The sequence below is a fragment of the Erythrobacter aureus genome (genome assembly GCF_003355455.1).
In the GTDB taxonomy this organism is placed as follows: domain Bacteria; phylum Pseudomonadota; class Alphaproteobacteria; order Sphingomonadales; family Sphingomonadaceae; genus Qipengyuania; species Qipengyuania aurea.
This window is the reverse complement of record NZ_CP031357.1, coordinates 678428-699503: the sequence shown is the minus strand read 5'-3', so window position 1 is coordinate 699503 and position 21076 is coordinate 678428. Positions and strand designations below refer to the sequence as shown.

Annotated in this window: 24 protein-coding genes; 16 read left to right on the top strand and 8 right to left on the bottom strand. The window is 65.0% G+C overall.

What is annotated here, in order from left to right; genetic code table 11:
- The first annotated feature begins 67 nt into the window (after positions 1 to 67).
- The 14 genes from DVR09_RS03500 (at position 68) to DVR09_RS03440 (ending at position 11343) form a co-directional block, all read left to right on the top strand.
- Entirely contained in the window at positions 68 to 355 is a 288-nt protein-coding gene (locus tag DVR09_RS03500; RefSeq protein ID WP_115415700.1) for a head-tail connector protein, read from the top strand.
- On the top strand, positions 325 to 507 hold the full coding sequence (locus DVR09_RS17065; RefSeq protein ID WP_162814834.1) for a hypothetical protein: 183 nt from the start codon (positions 325 to 327) through the stop codon (positions 505 to 507). The genes DVR09_RS03500 and DVR09_RS17065 overlap by 31 nt, the downstream gene beginning before the upstream one ends.
- Complete coding sequence (gene gp17, locus DVR09_RS03495) at positions 508 to 897, top strand: tail completion protein gp17 (protein WP_115415699.1); 390 nt, start codon at positions 508 to 510, stop codon at positions 895 to 897.
- 388 nt (positions 898 to 1285) lie between these two features.
- Complete coding sequence (locus DVR09_RS03490; protein WP_115415698.1) at positions 1286 to 1705, top strand: phage major tail protein, TP901-1 family; 420 nt, start codon at positions 1286 to 1288, stop codon at positions 1703 to 1705.
- Positions 1702 to 2052 carry a gene transfer agent family protein gene (locus tag DVR09_RS03485; protein WP_115415697.1) on the top strand — a complete coding sequence of 117 codons (351 nt, stop codon included), beginning with the start codon at positions 1702 to 1704 and terminating at the stop codon, positions 2050 to 2052. Before DVR09_RS03490 ends, DVR09_RS03485 begins: the two co-directional genes overlap by 4 nt.
- 115 nt (positions 2053 to 2167) lie before the next feature.
- Entirely contained in the window at positions 2168 to 2362 is a 195-nt protein-coding gene (locus DVR09_RS03480) for a phage tail assembly chaperone (protein WP_115415696.1), read from the top strand.
- A complete protein-coding gene (locus DVR09_RS03475) occupies positions 2355 to 2927 on the top strand; it encodes a tail tape measure protein (protein WP_115415695.1) in 573 nt (190 codons plus the stop codon). The genes DVR09_RS03480 and DVR09_RS03475 overlap by 8 nt, the downstream gene beginning before the upstream one ends.
- Before the next feature lie 286 nt (positions 2928 to 3213).
- Positions 3214 to 5526, top strand: coding sequence for a DUF2460 domain-containing protein (locus DVR09_RS03470; protein ID WP_115415694.1), 2313 nt, complete (start codon positions 3214 to 3216; stop codon positions 5524 to 5526).
- On the top strand, positions 5523 to 6338 hold the full coding sequence (locus DVR09_RS03465; RefSeq protein WP_115415693.1) for a phage/gene transfer agent baseplate hub protein: 816 nt from the start codon (positions 5523 to 5525) through the stop codon (positions 6336 to 6338). Before DVR09_RS03470 ends, DVR09_RS03465 begins: the two co-directional genes overlap by 4 nt.
- Positions 6335 to 6766, top strand: coding sequence for an NlpC/P60 family protein (locus DVR09_RS03460; protein WP_234041540.1), 432 nt, complete (start codon positions 6335 to 6337; stop codon positions 6764 to 6766). The genes DVR09_RS03465 and DVR09_RS03460 overlap by 4 nt, the downstream gene beginning before the upstream one ends.
- Positions 6754 to 8937 (top strand): GTA baseplate fiber-binding domain-containing protein, encoded by a 2184-nt coding sequence (locus DVR09_RS03455; RefSeq protein WP_115415692.1) that lies wholly within the window; start codon positions 6754 to 6756, stop codon positions 8935 to 8937. Before DVR09_RS03460 ends, DVR09_RS03455 begins: the two co-directional genes overlap by 13 nt.
- A 20-nt stretch (positions 8938 to 8957) precedes the next feature.
- Positions 8958 to 9416, top strand: coding sequence for a DUF2793 domain-containing protein (locus DVR09_RS03450; protein WP_115415691.1), 459 nt, complete (start codon positions 8958 to 8960; stop codon positions 9414 to 9416).
- A gap of 190 nt (positions 9417 to 9606) precedes the next feature.
- Positions 9607 to 10719, top strand: a complete 1113-nt coding sequence (locus DVR09_RS03445; RefSeq protein WP_234041539.1) for an OmpA family protein — start codon at positions 9607 to 9609, stop codon at positions 10717 to 10719.
- Positions 10720 to 10815: 96 nt separating this feature from the next.
- A complete protein-coding gene (locus DVR09_RS03440) occupies positions 10816 to 11343 on the top strand; it encodes a superoxide dismutase family protein (protein WP_115415690.1) in 528 nt (175 codons plus the stop codon).
- Here the strand turns inward: DVR09_RS03440 and DVR09_RS03435 are convergent.
- The 7 genes from DVR09_RS03435 to DVR09_RS17835 all read right to left on the bottom strand — a co-directional run bounded on the left by DVR09_RS03435 (position 11340) and on the right by DVR09_RS17835 (position 18135).
- On the bottom strand, positions 11340 to 12929 hold the full coding sequence (locus DVR09_RS03435) for an MFS transporter (protein WP_234041538.1): 1590 nt from the start codon (positions 12927 to 12929) through the stop codon (positions 11340 to 11342). The genes DVR09_RS03440 and DVR09_RS03435 overlap by 4 nt on opposite strands.
- A 4-nt stretch (positions 12930 to 12933) precedes the next feature.
- Positions 12934 to 13644, bottom strand: coding sequence for a 7-cyano-7-deazaguanine synthase QueC (gene queC, locus DVR09_RS03430; RefSeq protein WP_115415688.1), 711 nt, complete (start codon positions 13642 to 13644; stop codon positions 12934 to 12936).
- Positions 13645 to 13687: 43 nt separating this feature from the next.
- Positions 13688 to 14089, bottom strand: coding sequence for a hypothetical protein (locus DVR09_RS03425; protein ID WP_115415687.1), 402 nt, complete (start codon positions 14087 to 14089; stop codon positions 13688 to 13690).
- Positions 14090 to 14188: 99 nt separating this feature from the next.
- Positions 14189 to 15103, bottom strand: coding sequence for an Hsp33 family molecular chaperone HslO (gene hslO / locus DVR09_RS03420; protein ID WP_234041537.1), 915 nt, complete (start codon positions 15101 to 15103; stop codon positions 14189 to 14191).
- A gap of 43 nt (positions 15104 to 15146) precedes the next feature.
- Complete coding sequence (argF, locus tag DVR09_RS03415; protein WP_115415686.1) at positions 15147 to 16070, bottom strand: ornithine carbamoyltransferase; 924 nt, start codon at positions 16068 to 16070, stop codon at positions 15147 to 15149.
- A gap of 13 nt (positions 16071 to 16083) precedes the next feature.
- A complete protein-coding gene (locus tag DVR09_RS03410; RefSeq protein WP_115415685.1) occupies positions 16084 to 17271 on the bottom strand; it encodes an aspartate aminotransferase family protein in 1188 nt (395 codons plus the stop codon).
- A gap of 144 nt (positions 17272 to 17415) precedes the next feature.
- Complete coding sequence (locus DVR09_RS17835) at positions 17416 to 18135, bottom strand: cold-shock protein (protein WP_115415684.1); 720 nt, start codon at positions 18133 to 18135, stop codon at positions 17416 to 17418.
- Positions 18136 to 18382: 247 nt separating this feature from the next.
- Here DVR09_RS17835 and DVR09_RS03400 point away from each other — a divergent pair, with 247 nt between their 5' ends.
- Both DVR09_RS03400 and DVR09_RS03395 read left to right on the top strand, forming a co-directional pair.
- Complete coding sequence (locus DVR09_RS03400; protein WP_115417764.1) at positions 18383 to 19201, top strand: TerC family protein; 819 nt, start codon at positions 18383 to 18385, stop codon at positions 19199 to 19201.
- Entirely contained in the window at positions 19198 to 19638 is a 441-nt protein-coding gene (locus DVR09_RS03395; RefSeq protein ID WP_115415683.1) for a protein tyrosine phosphatase family protein, read from the top strand. The genes DVR09_RS03400 and DVR09_RS03395 overlap by 4 nt, the downstream gene beginning before the upstream one ends.
- Here DVR09_RS03395 and DVR09_RS03390 read toward each other — a convergent pair whose 3' ends face one another.
- Complete coding sequence (locus DVR09_RS03390; protein ID WP_115415682.1) at positions 19639 to 21060, bottom strand: amidohydrolase; 1422 nt, start codon at positions 21058 to 21060, stop codon at positions 19639 to 19641.
- Between the last annotated feature and the right edge of the window lie 16 nt (positions 21061 to 21076).

Genomic DNA, 21076 nt, shown 5'->3' with positions numbered 1-21076 from the left:
AGCGAGGATAGCCTAAGGCCGCGGACGCGGCCGCCGGCGCCTGAGGCCAAACAAGGAATCTCTCCACATGCCCCCAAACCTGTCCGGCCAGCCACTTGGCGAACTCAAGCAATGGCTGGCGATCAGCACGCCGGGCGAGGACGCGCTGCTGCTCCGCCTGCTCGCGACCGCCTGGCAGGTGTGCCTGCAATTCACCGGCATTACCGCCACTGGCTGGAGCGATCTCGACGAGGCTCTGCGTCACGGGATCGTCCGCTTCGCCGCGCATCAATATCGCGAGCGGGACGCGGATGACGGGCGCCTGCCCACATCCATCGCCGCGCTGTGGCGACCCTACCGCATGGTGCGGCTGTGAGTTTCGCCGCGCTGGCCCAGCGCCTCACCCGCCGCGCCGCGACGCTCGCCGCGGCCCGCGCCGAGAGCCGCATCCGCGCCCGCCGCCGCAATGGCGGCCAATGGCACCGCGCTAGACTGCTGTGGCCGCTCTTCACACAAGGGAGCGAGTAGATGGAAACCGCCTTGCGCAGCGCGCTGGTCGACTGGTTGCGCGCCGACCCCATCCTCGCCGGGATGGTCAATGCAATCGAGGAAGAAGGTCCGATCGCCGCCAGCCCGCCGCACATTGCGATTGCGGCAAGCGCGAGCACCGACTGGTCGACCAAGACCGGGCCTGGCCGCGAGATTCGTCTGGCGCTCGAACTGGTGGATCGCGGCGACGAGGCAGCCGCAACCGGCGCCATCGCCGCCCGCATCGAGCAGCGCATCGCCACCCTCGCCCCGCAGCAGAGCGGGTTTCGCGTGGTCGTCACCCGGTTCCTGCGCAGCCGCGCCGAACGCCGCCGCCGAAACCTGCGAGCGGTCCTGCTCGAATATCGCTTCCTGACGATCGCAGGCTGATCGGCCCCTCTTCTTCAGAGGAGGGGCCACGAGACTTGGCGATGCGCAGCAGTGCCTAGTCGCAGTGGAGTGGTGCCCTCAGGCGCCCGCTCCGCTCGCCACCACCCCCAAACCCCCTCCTCTGAAGAAGAGGGGGCTTTTTCGCGCCGACCTCCGTCGGTGCGTCCTCGGTGCCGTTTCGACGCGTGCCGCGTCGAGCACCTGCGGGCCTCTCCCGGCCCGGATTTGGCGCGACACATCTGATCAACTCGATTTTCCGAGCCGAAGGCGAGGCAAGGCCGACTGGCCGCCCGCAGCGACGCGACCTTCAGGTCGCATGAGCGAGGAAAGCCTAAGGCCGCGGAGGCGGCCGCCGGCGATTGAGGCCAAACAAAAAAGGACACATGACATGACAGCCCAGAAAGGTGCCGCCTTCCTCCTAAAGATCGGCGATGGCGGTTCGCCCGTAAGCTACGAGACCGTCGCCGGGCTCAGAACCACGCAGATGAGCATCAATGGCGACACGGTGGTCGTCACGCACAAGGAAAGCGGCGGCTGGCGCGAACTGCTGTCGGGCGCGGGAACGCGCTCGGTCTCGGTCTCGGCCTCGGGCATCTTCCTCGGTTCGAATGCCGAGGCATCGGTGCGCGCCCATGCGCTCGCCGGAACGCTCGACGATTACGAACTGAGCTTCGAGGACGGCGCGAAAGTGCGCGGCCGCTTCCTTGTCCAGCGGCTGGACTATGCGGGCGATTTCAATGGCGAGCGGACCTATGCGCTCCAGCTCGAAAGCTCTGGTCCCGTGAATCCGGTCGGGGTCCCATCGTGAACGGCGCTCAAGCAGCCACAGGCGGTAGCGCCGACCAGAAGCCGAGCAACCCGGTTCGCGGCGAAGCCACGCTTGTCATCGCGGGCAGGCCCTATCTCCTGCGCCCCACATTCAACGCATTGGTGTGCGCCGAGGAAGAGTTGGGATCGCTGTTCGCGCTGGTCGAACGCGCGGGCGAAGGCGCGCTGCGGCTGGCCGAAATCGCCACGTTGTTCTGGCACTGCCTTGCCCAGCGCGGCGGGCTGACCCGCGAAGAAGTGGGGCAGGCCGTGCTCGCCCAAGGCCTCGCGGCGGCCGCCAAGCCGCTGCGGGTGCTGCTGAGCGAGATACTGAAGGGTCAGCCGTGATGATCGCACCACGCGATCTCCCCTGCATTTGGGGAGGGGGCTGGTCCCGGGGGTCGCCTCATCCGGCAAGCGGGGCACACCCACCCCCAGCCCCTCCCTCAAGGGAGGGGAGCCAGTGAGCGACGCCTTCTCGGGCGCGGCGCTTCGACTGACCGCGCTGGCCGCAGCGCATCTCCGCTGGACGCCGCGCATCTTCTGGAACGCGACGCCTTCCGAACTCACCGCAAGCCTCGCCCCGCCCTTGCCCGGCGAAACCCCGCCCAGCCGCGCCGAAATCGCGGCGCTGATCGAACGAGACAGCCATGGATGACGAAATCGACGATCTGATCGTTTCGGTACGCGCCGACACGCAGGCCTTCGCTGCGGATATGCAAACGATGCGCAGCACCTTCGATACGACGCTGCTCGACGGCTTCGAGAATGCGGGCCGGGTGCTCGAACGCGGGCTGCTCTTCGCGATCCGCAAGGGCGGCCTGGGATTCGACGACCTGAAACGCATGGCCACCAGCGCGCTCGACCAGATCGCCGCCCAGGCGCTCCAGCTCGGGCTCGACCGTCTGTTCGCCGGTTCCGGCGATGGCGGGCTCGGCGGCCTGCTTGCGGGCACGATCGGCGCGCTGTTCGGCCTGCCGGGACGCGCGACCGGAGGGCTGGTGGCCCCCGACCGCCCCTATGTGGTCGGCGAGCGCGGCCCCGAACTGTTCGTGCCGACCAGCGCGGGTCGGGTCGAACCGAATGCAGGTGGCGGCACGGGCCGCTCGGATGTGCGCGTCGCGATCAATTTGTCGGCACCGCGCGGCACTTCCGCACCGGTCGCGCTGCAACGATCCTCGCGTCAGGTGGCCAGCGCAGTGCGGCGGGTATTATCTGTCTAGCCTCAGGCGATCTTTTGTTTTTCGAACCCGCATCCGCGGGTTCGTCCTCGCTAGACGTGCGGCAAGCCGCACCCGCTGCGGGCGGGCGCTTGCCCTTGCCGTCCGCTGGTCGCGGACGGTGCTTTTGCGCTCGCAGACGTTTGGCGATGCTTTCCGAGCCGAAGGCGAGGCAAGCGCGACTGCGCGCCCGCAGCGATGCGACCTTCAGGTCGCATGAGCGTGGATAGCCTGAGGCCGCGGATGCGGCCGCCGGCGCTTGAGGCCCACAAAAAAAGGAAACAACCCCATGGCTTTCTGGCTCGCCCGCGAGAGACGCGGGCAGCATTCCGATTATATCCAGCGCTTCGATCCGCGCTTCTGGACGGTCAATTTCCCGCGCCCGATGATGGCCAGCGTGGTGACGACCGCAGCCGATGCGCTGCGCGTGGATTGCGAGTTTCACCACGAAGGCGAACTTGCGGGGCTGATCTGGGACAGCGAAGACACGCTCGACCATCCGCTGCTCGCCTATGAGACGCAGCGCGATTACGCGCATTGCGTGCTGCGCTTTCGCTGGCGCAGCGGCGGGCTGCTGGCACTCGACGTACCGCATGGCCCGACGCTGACGATCGAGGGCCGCGACGCGGGAGGCAATCCGCGCGCCTGGTATGTCCGGCTGTGGAACTATGCCAGCGGTTCGCCCACCGATGCGCGGATCGAACTGCCATTCTCCGCGCTGGAATCCGGTTACGGCCTTCCGGGCGAAGCGATCCACCCGGCCGATATCGACCGCATGTTCATCAGCCTCGTCCCGCAAGGCTATGTCGAGGGCAGCACGGCGCAATTGCCCGCGCGGGTCGATGGCTGGGCCGAAATGAGCGCCATTTCCTGCGAGGGCGAACACGCCTCGCTCGAAATCGGCGATGTGCTCGCCCCCGCCCATGGCGAGCAGATCGCCACTGCCTATGACGACAGTTTCAACCAGACGCCCGCGCGGCTGATCCGCAATATCGAAGGCCTCGGCTATCGCGGGCGCGTGGTCCACTATGTCGGGATGAGCCATTATTTCCGGCTCGAACCGCTGGGCGGCGAACATTACGTCAGCCTGGCGGGCGGCGCGATCAACCGCCCGTGCGAGGCCTGGCACCGGGCCTATGCCGCAGCGGCGCGCGACCATGGCTTCGATCTCGTCTGGTCGCTATCCTACGAATTGTTCGACGCGCATTGCTGGAACGACTGGAAGCAGCGCGCGCATGACGGATCGCCCGCGCTGACCGGCTGGGAGCCGCCATCCGCGCTGCTATCGCCTGCCCATTCGGGCGCGATGGGCTATCTGCAACAGATCGCGCGGGCGTTCGTGGAGATCGCGCTGGACGCCGGGATGCCCGTGCTGTTCCAGATCGGCGAGCCATGGTGGTGGACCGTGCCGCAGACCGGCGCGCCCTGCCTGTACGATGCGAGCGCGCGAGCCGCGCTGGGCGGCGATCCGGTGGAGATCGCCTCGCTGCGCGATCCGCTCGACGCGGCACAGACGGCTCTGCTCGATGCCGCCGGAGATCTACTGGCCAATTCGACGCTCGCGCTGGCCAGTGCCGTTCGCGACGCGGCCGGCGGCAACGCCGAAATCATGCTGCTTACCTTCACCCCCACCGTGCTCGATCCGGCGACGCCCGAAGCCTGGCGCGCCAATATGCCGGTCGGCTGGCGCTATCCCGCCTTCGACCGCCTGCAGCTCGAGGATTACGACTGGCTGGTTGGCGGGGCGGATGCGGCGCGGCGCCATGCCTATGACTGGGTCGAGCGGCACCTCGCCTATCCGGCTGCCGCGACCGATTATCTTTCCGGTTTCGTACTCGATCCCGCCGATTCCGACGCGTCCTGGCCGCTGATCGACGAGGCGCTGGATAAGGCCCGCGAACGCGGCGTGAGCCAGCGATTCGTCTGGGCGCTGCCCCAGGTCGCGCGCGACGGATATACCCGCCAGCCCCCCGGAGAAGACGTGATGACCCCTTTCGACGATGTCGCCTATCCGCTCGCGCTTGGCCGGGATGCGGCGGCGAGCCCCGAATTTTCCACCTCGGTCGCCGTCACCGCCTCGGGCTACGAACACCGCAACGCGCTGTGGTCCGATGCCCGCATGCGCTACGATGTCGGCCCGGGCATCCGCTCGGAAAAGGAACTGTGCACGCTGCTGACCTTCTTCCGCGCGCGCTATGGCCCGGCACGGGGCTTTCGCCTGCGCGATCCCTTCGATTTCAGTTCCAACGGGATGACCGGCGCGCCCACCGCCACCGACCAGCCGCTCGGCAACGGCGATGGCATCGCCAGCCGCTACCGCCTGGTCAAGACCTATGGCGAGCAGCTCCGCGCGATCACCCGGCCCGATCTCGCGACGCTGGTCGTCGCGGTCGACGGCCTCGCGACTGCCGCCTGGACCTATGAGACGGGGGGTTGGATCGTTTTCGATACCGCGCCCGCGAACGGTGCGCCGATCACTGCCGGTTTCCTGTTCGACGTGCCGGTTCGCTTCGCGGAAGACCGGCTCGACGTGAGCGGCCTTTCCTTCGCGGCGGGCGAAGCGCCTTCGGTTCCGCTAGTCGAGATCCGGGAAGCGGCATGAGCAGGGTATTCTTCGCCGCCGAGCTGGAAACCGCGGCAAGCTGGTGGCGCATCTTTCGGCGCGACGGCGTGACGCTCGGCTTCACCACGCATGATCGCGACTTGTGGTTCGACGGCGTCCTGCATCGCGCCGCCCCGGGCATGTTGCCCGCCGCGATCCGTCTTACCGCCGGCTTCGAGGACGATCCGGGCGATGTCGAGGGGGCGCTCAGTCACGATTCGATCGCCGAGGCGGATCTCGCCCGGGGGCGATATGACGGCGCGCTGGTCGAAAGCGGGATCGTCGACTGGGAAACGCTGGAACGCGCCACGCTGTATTCCGGATCGATCGCCAGCGTCAGCCGCGAAGCGGCAGGGTTCAAGGCCGCGCTGTCATGCGACAAGGCCCGGCTGGCGGGAGACACGGTTCCGCTCGCGGGCCCTTCGTGCCGGGCACGCTTTTGCGGGCCGGGATGCAGCCTCAACCCGGTGGCGTTCGAGAAGCGCGCGCGCGTGCTCGCACTCGATCCCGATGCTGGCACAGTTACGATGGATATCGCCGAAACGGCGCCCTATCGCTACGGCCTCCTGCGCTGGCTCGACGGCCCCTCCACCGGCCTGGAAAGCGCCATCGTCGATACCAACGGCAGCGTGCTGACCCTTGCCCAGCGGATCGACGCCGATCTGCCCGCCAATGTGCGGGTGCGCCTGCGCGAAGGGTGCGACAAGACCATCGCCACTTGCGCCGAGCGTTTCGGCAATGCGGCCAATTTCCGCGGCGAACCCTTCCTGCCCGGCAACGACATGCTGGCGCAATATCCGGTGGCGCGATGACGATGGTTGCAGAACAGTTCGCCGGGGCAGCCGAAGCGCTGGTCGGCACCCGCTTCCGCCTACACGGGCGCGACCCGGAAACGGGCCTCGATTGCATTGGCCTCGTCGGCTGCGCGCTCGAAGCCTGCGGGAAGGCCGTGCGCTATCCGCGCGGCTACCGGTTGCGTAATGCCGATATTGCGCGCTGGCTGGACTTCGCAGGCGCAAACGGACTGCACGGCTGTCGCGGCATGACGATGCGGGGCGATGTCCTGCTGATCCGGCCAGGCCCGGCCCAGCATCACCTCCTCGTCGCTCTGGGCGCAGATCGTTTCGTTCACGCCCATGCCGGTCTGCGCCGCGTGGTCGCCCAGCATATCGCGGCCATGGCGGCTCCCCTCGCCCACTGGCGGCTTCAACCGGAATTGGAAACCACATGGCAACGCTAGTGCTCGGTGCGCTCGGCACTCTGGTCGGCGGTCCGATCGGCGGCGCGATAGGCGCCACACTGGGTCGCAGCCTCGATTCCACGATCATCGGTTCGCCGCGACGCGAAGGCCCGCGTCTCAAGGAACTGGCGATCAGCACGTCGAGCTACGGCCAGCCGATCCCGGCGATCTACGGCGCGGCGCGCGTGCCGGGCACGGTGATCTGGGCCACCGATCTGAAGGAAGATCGCGAGACCAGCGGAGGCGGAAAGGGCAAACCCAAAACCACGACCTATAATTACAGCGTCTCGCTCGCCCTCGCCCTGTCGAGCCGCCCCGTCCAGTCGGTCGGCCGGATCTGGGCGGACGGACACTTGCTGCGCGGCAGCGCGGGCGACCTGAAGACCGCCGGAACCCTTCGTATCCATACCGGGCATGCGGATCAGATGCCCGATCCCTTGCTGGCGGCGGCAATCGGCGCCAGGTGCCCAGCCTATCGGGGCTGCGCCTATGTCGTGTTCGAGGACCTCGCGCTGGAAGATTTCGGCAACCGCATTCCCGCGCTCAGTTTCGAAGTTTTCGCCGATCCGGCCACGCGGATCGTCGATGAGATAGCGCAGCAGCAGGGTCTTGCGAGCCGCCGGGCGGAATTCCCCGAGCTGCGAGGATTCATCCATGACAGCGGCAGCCCGGCGGCGGTGTTATCGCTGATCGATCGACTGAGGCCGCTGACCGCCCTATCCGGCAAGGGGCGTACCCTGATCGAGGGAGGCGCGCAGCCATCGGGAGAGATACCGCTTCTGCCCGCCGCAGCTGCCTGGGGAGAGGGCGATTTCGGCCGTGAGAGCGGCACCGCGCTGGCCCGCGCATCATCTCCCGATCGGGTGCTTTCGGCGCTGCGCTATTACGATCCGTCGCGCGCCTACCAGCCCGGTCTTCAGCGCACCGACGCATTGCAGACCACCCGCTCGGCAGCGTCGGTGCTGGAGTTTCCCGGAATATTGAGCGCCACCGATGCCCATACGCTTCTGGTGCGGGCATCGGTGCGGGGGCGGCAGGGCGGCGAAACACTGGCCTGGCGCACATGCGAGCTCGATCCGGATATCGGGCCGGGCAGCATTGTGCGGGCTCCGAGCCTGTCTGGCCTGTGGCAGGTCGATAGCTGGGAGTGGCGCGAAGGCGGGATCGAGTTGGAGCTGGTCCGCTACGCCGCCCCACCAACCGCCAGCCAGGCCGCCGACCCGGGACGCGGCTGGTCTCCGCCCGATCGTCCTGCGGTGAGAACCAGCCTGCGTGCGTTCGAATTGCCTTGGGATGGTACGGGTTCGAGCGAGATCGCGCGTCGTTTCGCCGCCATTTCCGCGCCGGACGGACGCTGGTCGGGCGCGACACTCTATCGGACGAGTGGCGACGGTTTGGTTCCACTCGCGCAAAGCGGCCGTGTTCGCGCGGTTGGAGGCACGCTGATCGATATGCTGCCGCCGAGCAACGCGCTGCGACTCGAACTGTCTGCCTCCTGCCGCGTCGCGCTCCTCGACCACAGCGCCGACCTCGAACCGGTCACCGCCGATGGGCTTGCACGCGGCGCCAATCGCCTGCTGATCGGTGACGAGATCGTCCAGTTCGGAGAGTGCAAGGCCGAAGGTGACGGCGTCTGGCGGCTGACCGGATTGGTGCGAGGCCGCGGCGGTACGGAAATCGAGGCGGCGAGCGGCCATCCATCGGGAGCTCCGGTCACCCTGCTGGACGAGCGGCTGATGGAACTGCCGGAGGGGATAAATCTGGGCGAGCCCGGCCAAATCGCAGCCATCGGTCTCGCCGATAGCGACCCGGTCCTGGCCACACTCGAGGCCCCTGGGCGGACGCGGCGCCCCCTGTTTCCGGTCCAGCCTCGCTGCGTATCCGACGGCGCGGGCGGCATCGTGCTTGGCTGGACTCGCCGTGCCCGAGGCGGCTGGCCCTGGCTCGACGAGGTCGAACAACCCCTCGTGGAACAGGTCGAACGGTACGAAGTCGGGTTGGGAGAGCCGGAAAACCCCGCCCGTTTGTGGACCGTGTCAGAACCCAGCCTCGCGCTTCCCGCCCCGGAAATCGCCTCTCTCGCGGCGCTCGCACCCGGTGCGTCGCTGTGGGTGCGCCAAAAAGGCAGCTTTGCTGTCTCGCCGCCCCTGCACCTCACCATCCTTTCCTAACCAACCGACAGGATCGCCCCATGACCCAGCCTTTCACCTTCGCCTCGTCGACCGGGCGCCACGCGCTTCCCCTTCTCGTTGCCGGACAGGCGCAGAAGGAATTCTTCGTGAACGAAGCGCTGGCGCGGATCGACGCGCTGCTCCACCCGGTGGTGGAGGGGCAGGCCGGCACGCCGCCCGCCTCCCCAGCGATCGGGGAGTGCTGGATCGTCGCTGCCGCCGCATCGGGCGAATGGGAGAATCGCGGAGACCATCTGGCGAGCTGGGACGGCACGCAATGGAGCTTCTGTGCCCCGGCGGAAGGCATGCTTGTCTTCGACCGTTCGGTGGGGGAACGCCTGGCCTTTCTCGACGGATGGAACCGGCCCGTTCGGCCCGTGCCGCCGGCCGGTGGTTCGGTAATCGACAGCGAAGCGCGTACGTCAATCGGGGCGATCGTCGACCTGCTTGCAACACTTGCGATAATCCCGCGAATTTGACGGGAACCCGATGCGCCCCGCACCGTTCGCCAGATACGGAAGGGGTCCGAAGCCCGGAACTCATTCTCAATGCGCGGGAAAAGCGGCATTATTGCAACAGTTCCCGCCCATTGTTTGCTTGCCACCTCAAGGGTTGAAAGTTAGATATGCTGCACTCGGTGGCTCCAATTCGCAAAAAGGGGAAACTATAATGCGGAAATTCGTCATAGGAATGGCGATGGCCTCTACGGCCCTTGCATCGCCAGCCCTGGCAAAGGACGACAGCTGGTACATCGGCGCCGAATTCGGTGCCATGCTCGTCGAAGATACCGAATTCGAAATCAACGGCGGTCCGGACGCACACACCATCAACCATGACTATGGTTTCGATGGCGGTGGCTATGTCGGTTACGATTTCGGTGCTTTCCGTCTGGAAGCCGAAGTCAGCTATCGCCAGGCAGATGTCGATAGCATCCTGGTTGGCACACCTGGCCTGCCTTATGGTGCCGGTTTTGTTGCGCCTTCAGGCTCCTATCCGGCTGGCGGTGATGTCAGCGCGCTTTCCTTCATGCTGAACGGCCTGCTCGATTTCGGCCCCGATGACGGCCTACAGGGCTTTGTCGGCGGTGGTGTCGGCGTGGCGCGCACGAGCTATGAGGTCACCCCCTATTCGAACTTCGCTTCGTCGATCGACGATTCGGATAGCGGTCTTGCCTGGCAGGTTCTTGCTGGTGTTCGCGCTCCGCTGACCGACAATGTCGATGTCGGCCTGCGCTATCGTTACTTCAACGCCGACAGCGTCGAACTGGTCGACCTGGGTGGCAACGCGCTGGAAGATTCGTTCACCAGCCACTCGTTGATGGGTACGCTCGAGTACAATTTCGGTGCTCCGCCCCGCCGCCGCCTCCCCCGCCGCCCCGCCGCCGCCGCCTCCTCCGCCGCCGCCTCCCCGCCGCCGCCTTCGGCGCCGGTCTGCGAGACGGGTCCGTATATCGTCTTCTTCAACTGGGACGAATCGGCGATCACTCCGGAAGCAGCGACGATCCTGGACAATGCGGTTTCGGCCTACGCCAACTGCGGCACTGCCTCGGTGATGCTGGCCGGTCACACCGACCGTTCGGGTTCGGTAACCTACAATATGGGTCTCGCCGAACGGCGTAACGACTCGGTCCGTGGTTACCTGAGCTCGCGCGGTATTCCGGATGGCCGGATCACCAGCGAAGCGTTCGGTGAATCGCAGCCGCGCGTCCCGACCGCCGACGGTGTTCGCGAACTGCAGAACCGTCGCGTCGAAATCACTTACGGTCCGGGTTCGGGCATGTAAGCGAAGGGCGTAACGCCAAAAGTAAGAGGGGCCGGAGCAATCCGGCCCCTTTTTCGTTGGCAGGAGTAAGCCGACCTTCAAACCAAGAGGACCGCCATGAAATTTCGTTCACTGCTTCCTTCGCTCGCCGCACTCGCCCTGGTCGGTTGTACGACATTAGAGAGCCTGCCGAGCGACCGAGTGGGCGAAACCACGCTTCGCTTCGCCAACGGCCTGCCTGCGGGAACCGTCCAACTGCTCAGCAACGGCCGGACCTTGACCGTCGCAGTAGCGGCCGTGGGCATGTCAGAGGGGGACCATGGCTTCCACCTCCACACCACCGGTCGCTGCAAAGCCCCCGACTTCAAGAGCGCGGGCGGCCATCTCAATCCGCGCGGTGCCACACATGGGCAGCTCTCGCCTGGCGGCAAGCACTTGGGGGACATGCCCAATCTCGCGATCGGCGCCAACGGCACCGGTAGCGCCGAAATCGTCCTTCAAGGTAACGCCGACGCGATCCTCGATGACATTTTCGATGCGGACGGTACTGCTGTCGTCGTCCACGCGAATTCCGACGATTATCGCACCGATCCCACCGGCAATGCCGGTGCGCGGATCGCCTGCGGCGTTCTGAAACGCGGCTAGACCGGCTCTCCCGCTTCGCGCGCGCGCTCGACCACGCTCGAAGCGGCGCCTGGCACCAGCTTCAGCGCGGCGATCAGCAATACCAGCCCGAACGGCGCGGCCACCAGCGTGGAAAGCACGCCGATCGATAGGTCGTCGCCATTGGTCGCCGACACGTAGCCGGCCATGAAGGGGCCGAGGCCCAGCCCGATCAGAGTGGTGGAGAGGAAGAAGGTTGCCGTCGCGAGTCCGCGCATTCTCGGCAAAACCAGCGCCTGGCTCGATGCCGCGGCGGCCCCCAGCGCCGATGCACTCAGCAACTGGGCGACGAAGGCGCCGATATAGAACGGTACCACATCATCGGTCGTATACGCGACCCATATGGCCGGGATGGGTGCTACAAGGCCGAAGAGAATGACCCAGATGCGTCCCTCGGGTCTGCGCTCGAGCAGAAAGTCTGCCATCCGGCCGCCAAGGATAACGCCCAGAAAACCGGCCACGGCGGCGGGGGCGCCCAGGAACCAGCCGAGATCGGTCTTGTTCACGCCCAGTGCCCGTTCGGCATAGGGCGCGCCCCAATAGGATACGGCATAGGCCACGAAGGCAACCGTTCCGTAGCCGAGAACCACGCACATGAAGGCGGGTGATCCCCAGGTCAGTCTGAAGGTCGGCAGATCGCGTGCGCGCAGGCCCATCGCCCAGCTGAACACCGCGTAGTATCCGACGCCGAGAAACAGCCATTGTTCGAAGACGCCAGTCCAGCGCCACAGCGCCCAGGCCAGCGCGGCAAAGAATGCCGCACCCAGCAGGTTCAGCGCCAATGCGCCCGCCCCGCGTCCGGCCGCTCCGAAAACCGTGAAGGGCGGAATGACCTGGAAGAGCTCGCGAACGAAACCGCGAAAGGGCGCCGGGTCTTCCGGAGTAGGCAAGCCGTCCATCGCCCCGCGCACCGGTTCGCGCAGGGTGAGGACCCACAGCGCGAGAGCGATCCCGGGTATCCCGACGGCGAGGAATGCCGCCTGCCAGCCAACGAGACCCAGCGGCCCGCCTTGGGGGTAGGCGGCATTCCAGTTCTCGACGATGAGCCCGCCAATCAGCAGCGAGATCCCGCCGCCGATATAGAGCCCCGATGAATAGATCGCGAGGGCGGTCGCGCGCAGCCGGGCGGGAAACCAGTCTGAGATGAGCGAATAGGCCGATGGGCTGGCCGTGGCCTCGCCCACGCCCACGCCGATGCGCGCCACGGTCAATGTGGTGGCGTTCTTGGCGAAGCCCGAAAGGGCCGTCATCGTCGACCACAGGGCGAGGCCGAGGCTCATCAACCGGACCCGCTTCCAACTGTCGGCAAGCTTGCCCAGCGGGATGCCGAACAGGGCGTAGAATACCGCGAAGGCGGTACCATAGAGAAAGCCGAGATAGTCGTCCTCGACGCCGAGATCGGCCTTGATATCATTGGCCAGGATCGAAAGGATCTGCCGGTCGATGAAGTTCAGGACGTAGACGAGGACGAGAACACTGAGCGCGTACCAGCTATAGGCGGGTACCGTGTCCGTGCCGGCGCCGGCTGTGTCGTGGCTCGGCGGTGCGGCATCCTTCGTTTGGCTCAATTCCCTACTCCCCTCGGTCGTGGATTTCCTCTGCGTAGGGGGTGGTATCGGCAAGGCCTGCCTCGGCAAAGCCTTTTCGCCGCAGGCGGCACGAATCGCAGGCGCCGCAGGCGAGGCCATCACCTGTGGGATCGTAGCAGGACCAGCTCCACGCAGGATCGAGACCCAGCCTGTAGCATTCGCGCGCAATGTCCGCTTTCGACATGTCTTGCAGCGGAGTGTGGATGGTGAATGGCCGCCCTTCCACGCCCTGCTTCGTGCCCAATCGCGCGGTTTCGACAAAGCTGGCGATGAATTCCGGTCGGCAATCCGGATACCCTGAATAGTCGAGCGCGTTGACGCCGATGAAGATATCCCGCGAATCCGACGTTTCGGCAAAGGCCGTGGTCAGGGCCAGAAAGACGAGGTTGCGCGCCGGGACATATGTCACGGGTATGTCGTGTCCGACGCCGGTCTTGGGCACATCGATATCGTCGGTCAGGGCCGATCCGCCGAAGCGCCTGAGATCGAGGGGAAGGACAATGTGGCGTTCAACGCCAAGCCGTTCCGCAATCGCCCATGCCGATTGCAGTTCACGCACATGGCGCTGGCCATAATCGATCGTGAGGGCATGGACCGCCATCCCCCTTTCGCGGGCAATGGCGGCGGTGACCATGGAATCGAGCCCCCCCGAAAGCAGGACGACGGCGGGGCCGGAAGGTTGGGATTGACTCATGCAGGCTCGCTATTCGCAAGCGCGCGAGCCTGCAAGAAGTGGATCAGCCGCAGGCGCCGGTCCGGCGAGCCTCGGCGGTGAACTGGAACGGCTTGCCGCCGGAAATCCCCTGACTGTCGATCTGGACCAGCGAGGCCGTTTCCTTGCGAATATGGGTCCGGCCATAGCCATTGCCCCGGCAGGTATATTGAACAGTCACGTCAGTGGCGCTGTCTTCAACCACGAAGCGGTTGCACCCGCTGTCGGAGTGGCGCAGCTGAATGAACTCCCGCCCGGTGCGCACACACACCTTGCGTGCGGCGCTGCCATCGCGGTAGCGGACTTCCCAGCCGCCCCGATCAAGGCTGTCGAGCATGGCCAGCGAAGCCTGCGCGATAGCTGGAACGGCGAGAACCGCGAGCGGCGCAGCAAGCGCCGCCAGAAAAAATGCCCGTTTGCGAGCCATGTCGAAATTCACCTTTCGTCCGTAAGTTCAGACGCGCCCGTGATTCGTAATCATTACAGCACAATCACGATGAACTGTTGTATAACAACGACACGCCGGTCAGATTTCGATCCCGAACTGTCTCGAGCAGAATGCGCAATCGACCGTGACGATCCCGTTTTCATCGCGCATATCCCTGCGGTCTTCTTCCGGAAACCGTCCAAGCACCTCGCGATAGTGATCGACCGAGCAACGGCAGCCTTTCGCAATATCCGCGCCCGGCTGGATGCGGACCTCGTCCTCCTCGTGAAACAGTCGCCAGGCGATGGCCTCAAGCGAGAGCGCGGAATCCAGCAATTCGTCATGGCGTAGCGATCCTGCGAGAATGGCCACATGGTCCCATTCGGGATGATCGAGTTTGCTGTGAAGGCGCTCGCGACCCTCTTCGCCTTCCGGCAGATGCTGTACCAGCAGTCCGGCCGCGCTTACCCCCTCGCCATCGGACCGTACCGCGCAGCGAATCAGCGTGGGTACCTGCTCCGACTGATAGAAATAGCGTTCGCAAGCCTCCGAGAGGTTGTCGCCTTCCAGCGGTACGATCCCCTGGTACCGGCCCCGACCACCAGCCAGATCGAAAGTGATGGCCAGATAGCCCTTGCCGAAGAGCGCGAAGAGCGAAGGATTGGCGCCCAGCTCGGCCAGCCTTGCCGCGTCGAAATCGACATAGCCCCGAAGCTCCCCGCCCTTGTAGTCGCACACCAGCAGGCTGACCGCGCCCGCTTCGGTCTGCGCCTGCATGGTGACTTGCGAGCCATCGTCCTTGACCAGCCCACCCATCAGCACCGCCAGCACCAGCGCTTCCGCGAGCAAATGGGTCACGGGTGCAGGATAGTCATGCGCGGCGAGAATGTCGTCGAGCGTCCGGTCGAGCCGCACCAGGCGACCGCGCGCATGGCGCGTGGGAATGGTGAAAGCGAGCAGGCGTCCGGAATAGGTTTCGGGTGTATTCTGGGGAGTAGCGTCCATCGACGCCATATGGGGCGCCCCTTCGCGGATTGGTAGAGTGTGCCGCCGACTGTCAGATTTTATCGAAACACCAGAGCAGAACCGATTTTTGGGCGTGGATGCGGTTCTCGGCCTCGTCGAATACGACCGACTGGTCGCTCTCGAACACGTCCTCCGTCACCTCCTCGCCGACATGGGCGGGGAGACAGTGGAGGAATTTGGCATCGGGCTTCGCCAATCCCATCAGCCGATTGGAAACCTGGAACGGCGCCATGGCGGCAAGCTTGTTGTGAACATGCTCCTGACCCATCGACACCCAGGTGTCGGTCACCACGATATCCGCCCCCGCCACGGCTTTATCCGCATCCTGGGTCAAGGTGACTTGCGCTCCGCCCGCGCGTGCCATTTCGACGAATTCGGGTTCGGGTTCATAGCCTTTCGGCGCCCCGATCCGCACGTTGAACTTCATCAACGCGGCCGCCTCGAGAATCGAGTGCAGCACATTGTTGCCATCGCCCAGCCAGGCCAGTTCGAGACCGGGCAAGGCCTTGTCATGTTCGATCATGGTCAGAAGGTCGGCGACTATCTGACACGGATGCGAACGATCGGTCAGGCCATTGATGACCGGAACCGTCGCATGGCGCGCCATTTCCAGCGCCTTGGCGTGATCGTCGGTGCGGATCATGATCGCATCGACCATGCGGCTGAGCACCCGCGCGGTGTCGGCGATGCTCTCGCCGCGCCCGAGCTGGGTGGTGCCCGAATCGAGAATCAGCGCCGTTCCGCCAAGCTGACGCATGGCGATGTCGAAACTAACCCGCGTGCGAGTGGAGTTCTTCTCGAAGATCATGCCGAGCACATGGCCCCCCAGCGGCGCATCGGCATCGGGTCTGCCCTTGGGCCACTCGCTGCGCGCCGCCTTGCGGTCCTGTGCATCGTTTATCATGGCGGCGATCGCATCCCCGCCCGCGTCCGATAGATCGAGGAAGTGCCGCATCGTCTCGCTCCGTTCAGCCGACCGGGGTGTAGCTTGCGGCACCGGCCGAAAGCTTGTCGAAGAATTCGTCGAATTCGGCATCGCCTGCCACCAGCGGCGGCAGGACGCGCAGCGTGTTGTCGCCCGCCGCTACGGTCAGCAGCTGATGATTGTCGCGCAAGTGAACGAAGAAGGGCCGACTTTCGACCTTCATCTTTACGCCGAGCATCAGGCCCTTGCCCCGGACCAGCTCGAACAGCTCGGGGTAATTGCCGATGAACTGTTCGAGGCGACTGCGCAGCCGCTCGCCCTTCTCGGTTACTTCGGCGAGGAATTCGTCATTGGCGACGGCATCCATCACCGCCATGCCTGCCGCCATGGCCAGCGGATTGCCGCCATAAGTCGAGCCATGCGTGCCGAAGCCCATGCCGCGCGCGGCTTTTTCGGTCGCGAGGCATGCGCCCAGCGGGAAGCCGCCGCCGATACCCTTGGCGCTGGCCATGATGTCGGGCGCGATGCCGTAATGTTCATAGGCATAGAGTTTTCCCGTGCGCGCCACGCCGCACTGAACCTCGTCGAAGACCAGCATGAGGTCGTTCTCGTCGGCCAATTGGCGCAGGCCGCGAATGAACTCTTCGCTGCCGGGGCGAATGCCGCCCTCGCCCTGGATCGGTTCGACGAGGAAGCCGGCGGTCTTGTCGCTCATCAACGACTTTGCGTGGTCGAGATTGTCGAATTCGGCGTATTGGAACCCGGCGAGCAGCGGCATGAAGCCCTTGTGCATCTTTTCCTGGTTCGAGGCGCTGATGGTCGCCATCGTGCGGCCGTGGAAAGCGTTGGTGAAGGTGATCAGTTCGGTACGATTGGCATCGCCATCTTCGTGCTGATGGTAAGCGCGTGCGGTCTTGATCGCCGTTTCGACCGCTTCGGCACCGGAATTGGTGAAGAAAACCGTGTCGGCGAAAGTCTTGTCGACCAGGCGCTGCGCCAGCGCCTCGCCCTGGGGGCTGCCATAGAGGTTCGAGACGTGCATCAACGTCTCGGCCTGCTTCTGGATCGCGCCGATCAGGCCGGAATGGCTGTGGCCGAGCAGGTTGACCGCGATACCGCTGGCGAAATCGAGATAGCGCGTACCGTCTTCATCGATCAGATGGCAGTGATCGCCCTTGACCGGGCGGACCCCGCAGCGGGGATAGACGGGCATCAGCGGCGAAATCGACATGGGTCCTCCAGCGGCACCTCTTGATGGGTGCATTACAGTGCGAAAGACAAATGGCGGCCCCCGGGGAACCGCCATTTGCGTGTTTGCCAGCGATCTATTGCGTATCGCGCGCCGGGTCAAACCGGATCGCGGGAACGCCTTGCCTCAGTCCTGTGCGGGGACGAGATTGACCGCCGAATACTTGCCGCGTCGGTCGACCTCGAGGTCGAATTCGTAACGCTCGCCCTCGTTGATACCGGCCAGACCCGACCGCTCCACCGCGCTGATATGCACGAACGCATCGGGCTGCCCGTCATCGCGGGTGAGGAAGCCGAAACCCTTCATCGAGTTGAAGAACTTGACCGTCCCGGTGGCCTTCTCGCCGGTCAGTTCGCGGCGCGGAGCCGATTCGCGATCACCACCGCCGCGCGATTCAACGGGAATGACGTCGCCAACCACCTGTAGGTCTTGTGCAGACACCTTACCGCCGCGATCGACGAGGTTGAATTCCAGCTCCTGCCCTTCCGCAAGACCTTCGAGACCGGCACGTTCGACCGCGCTGATGTGAACGAAAACGTCCTCACCGCCGCCATCCTGCTGGATGAAGCCGAAGCCTTTCTGGCCGTTGAAGAACTTTACCGTTCCCTTGCCGGTGCCGACGACCTGCGCAGGCATGCGGTTGAACCCGCCGCCACCACCGCCGCCGCGATTTCCGCCGCCGAAACCACCGCGGTCGCCGCCACGATCACCGCCTCCGAAACGGTCCTTCTGGAATGCTTCATGCGGCACGAAATCGGCCGGGGGGCCACCGAAATTATCGAAACCGTCATCGCCGAAACCGTCGCGCTTGTCCTTCCCGCGGCGGCGCCCTCTGTCGTAACCCATAACTCGAACAATACCTTGTCGTGCAGCCCGTCAATCAGAACCCACCGAAACGAAGGACTGCAGTCCGTGCCGGCGCGGGCGGGCACGAAACCCTCCCTTGCGCATCCGTCATAGCGCGAAACAACGCTATGCGCGAATGATTTAGATGTAATGGCCTGCAAACCGCAAAAATGTGACATTTTCGCAAAGAAGATGTTGCGCGAAAGATGTCTTGAACGCAGCGGAGCCGTTCGGCACAGCGCAAATCATGGATTTAATGGCCCTGGTTTCCGATCCAGCCGCCTGGCTGGCGCTGCTCACCCTGATCGCGCTGGAGGTCGTCCTGGGTGTCGACAATCTGATCTTCATCGCGATTCTCTCGAACAAGCTGCCCGAACACCAACAGCAGCGTGCCCGGCGCATCGGGCTGGCGCTCGCGCTGATCATGCGGATCGCACTGCTGATGCTGATCGGCTGGCTGGTCACGCTGCAGACCCCGATCTTCGACCTCGGCATCGTCGGCCCACCGGTCGAAGGGACCAACAAGGTCAGTTTCGAAACCGCTTTCTCAGGTCGCGATCTCATTCTTCTGACCGGCGGGCTCTTTCTGCTGTGGAAGGCGACCAAGGAAATCCATCACTCGATGGAGCCGGAAGACGATTCGGGCGATCTGCTCGACAAGACTCCCGGTGTCGCCGATGCGGCCAAGGCCACTTTCGGCACGGTCATCGCCCAGATCGTCGCCATCGATATCGTTTTCTCGGTCGATTCGATTCTGACTGCGGTGGGCATGACGAACGAAATTCCGATCATGGTCACCGCCGTCGTGATAACTGTCGGCATCATGATGGTGGCCGCCGATCCGCTGGCGAAATTCATCGAGAAAAACCCCACTCTGGTAATGCTCGCCCTGGCTTTCCTCGTCATGATCGGCCTCGTCCTGATCGCCGATGGGTTCGGCTTCCACGTGCCCAAGGGATACATCTACGCCGCGATGGGCTTCTCCGTCGGGGTCGAGATCCTCAACATCATTCAGCGCAACCGGCGAGCGGAAAAACTGGCCCGAGCACAGGAAGGGATACGATGAGCGAGTTCCGAAAACTGTCCGACGATTTCTACGCGAGCCCGCAGGTCACGCCGCGGGAAATTTCGGAAGCCGCCGCCATGGGAATGGCGCTGGTGGTCAACAACCGGCCCGATGGCGAGGCTGCCGACCAGCCGCCGGGTGCCGATATAGAAGCGGCGACGCGGGCGGCAGGGATGGATTACATCGCAATCCCGATCGGCAGCGCGGGCTTCAGCGAACCCCAGGTCGAGGCGCTTCAGGAAGCGCTTGCGACCGCCAAGGGGCCGGTGCTGGGTTTCTGCCGTTCGGGGACGCGCTCGACATTGCTGTGGTCGCTGGCCCGCGCACGCAGTGGCGACGACCCGGAGGCCATCGGCGAAGCCGCCGCGGCAGCCGGTTACGATGTCAGCCCGGTTCGCCCGGCAATGGATATGTTCGCCGCCCGCGCGCGGGGCTGACTACTTGCGATAGTCGAGCGGCGGCTTGCGATCGCCGAGCAGCGATTCGTACACATAGTCCGCGCCCCTGGCCTCGGCGAACTCGGCCTTCGCCGTCTCGCGCAATTGCGGATTGGTGTAGAGTTCGACTGCCGCGAGCACCATCGCCTTGGCCGCGTGCTGCGTGCCCTTGGCGCCGTAGCTGTGCCCGCTCGCGGCAACCGCCTGCCAGCTATGCGCCGCCGTACCCGGTACCCAGGTGGCAGTGCGCACACTGACAGTGGGGACCGCGCGGCTGACATCGCCGACATCGGTCGAGCCGTATCCCGTCAAAACGGCATAGTCTTCGACCTGCTGTGCCTGCGCCAATTCGGGCGCGTCCTCGCCCAGGCTTTCGCGAATCGTCGCGGCCCATTCCAGTTCGTCGACGGTATGTTCGATCGGCTCCAACGAACGAAGCTTTCCATCCATCATCAGTTGCAGCGACTGGAGCGGCAGCGTTGGGTTGTTGCCATGGATGATCTCCCAATCGACCTCGGTGCCGGTGCCCATGGCCGCGCCCTTGGCCGCCGCTTCGATACGCGGCCACAAGGCACGAACCTCATCCGCGTCCGAATGGCGCACATAATAGAACACCTCGGCGAAATCGGGGACCACATTGGGCGCCTTGCCGCCATCGGTGATGACGTAATGGATGCGCGTGTCCATGCTCGTATGCTCGCGCATCATATTGACCATCATGTTCATCGCCTCGACCCCGTCGAGCGCGCTGCGCCCCCGTTCGGGCGCACCCGCCGCATGGGCCGAAACACCGCGGAAGCGGAACTTGCCCGAACGGTTGGCGAGGCTTTTGCGGGAGGCCGCCGAATTACGGTCGGCAGGGTGCCAGTCGATCACGAAATCGGCATCGTCGAACAGGCCGGCGCGGGCCATGTAGACCTTGCCCGACCCACCTTCTTCGGCAGGTGTGCCATAGAGGCGTACGCGGCCCGGTGTGCCGGTCGCCTCGAGCCAGTTGCGGATAGCGATTGCCGCGCTAAGCGATCCGGCGCCGAAGAGGTTGTGTCCGCAGGCGTGGCCCGCATGCTTTCCCGCGACCGGATCGCGCGTCGGGGCAGAGGACTGGTTGATGCCCGGCAGAGCGTCGAATTCGGCCAGCAGGCCAATGACCGGTCCGCCCTCGCCCCATTCGGCCACAAACGCCGTAGGAATCTCCGCCACGCCCTGGCGGATCGAAAATCCCTCGCGCTGCAATTCGTCGACCAGCAGCCCGCTCGAACGGGTTTCGAGATAGCCGAGTTCAGCAAACTCCCAGATCCGCTGAGCCACGCGCTCGGTTCGTTCCTGCTGCGCTTCGACCTGGAGGATCGGATCGACATCCTGCGCACGTACCGGCGTGGCGATCGCGGCAGCTCCGACGGCGAGAATGGCGAAGAACTTCATCGGTATCTCCCTTTCA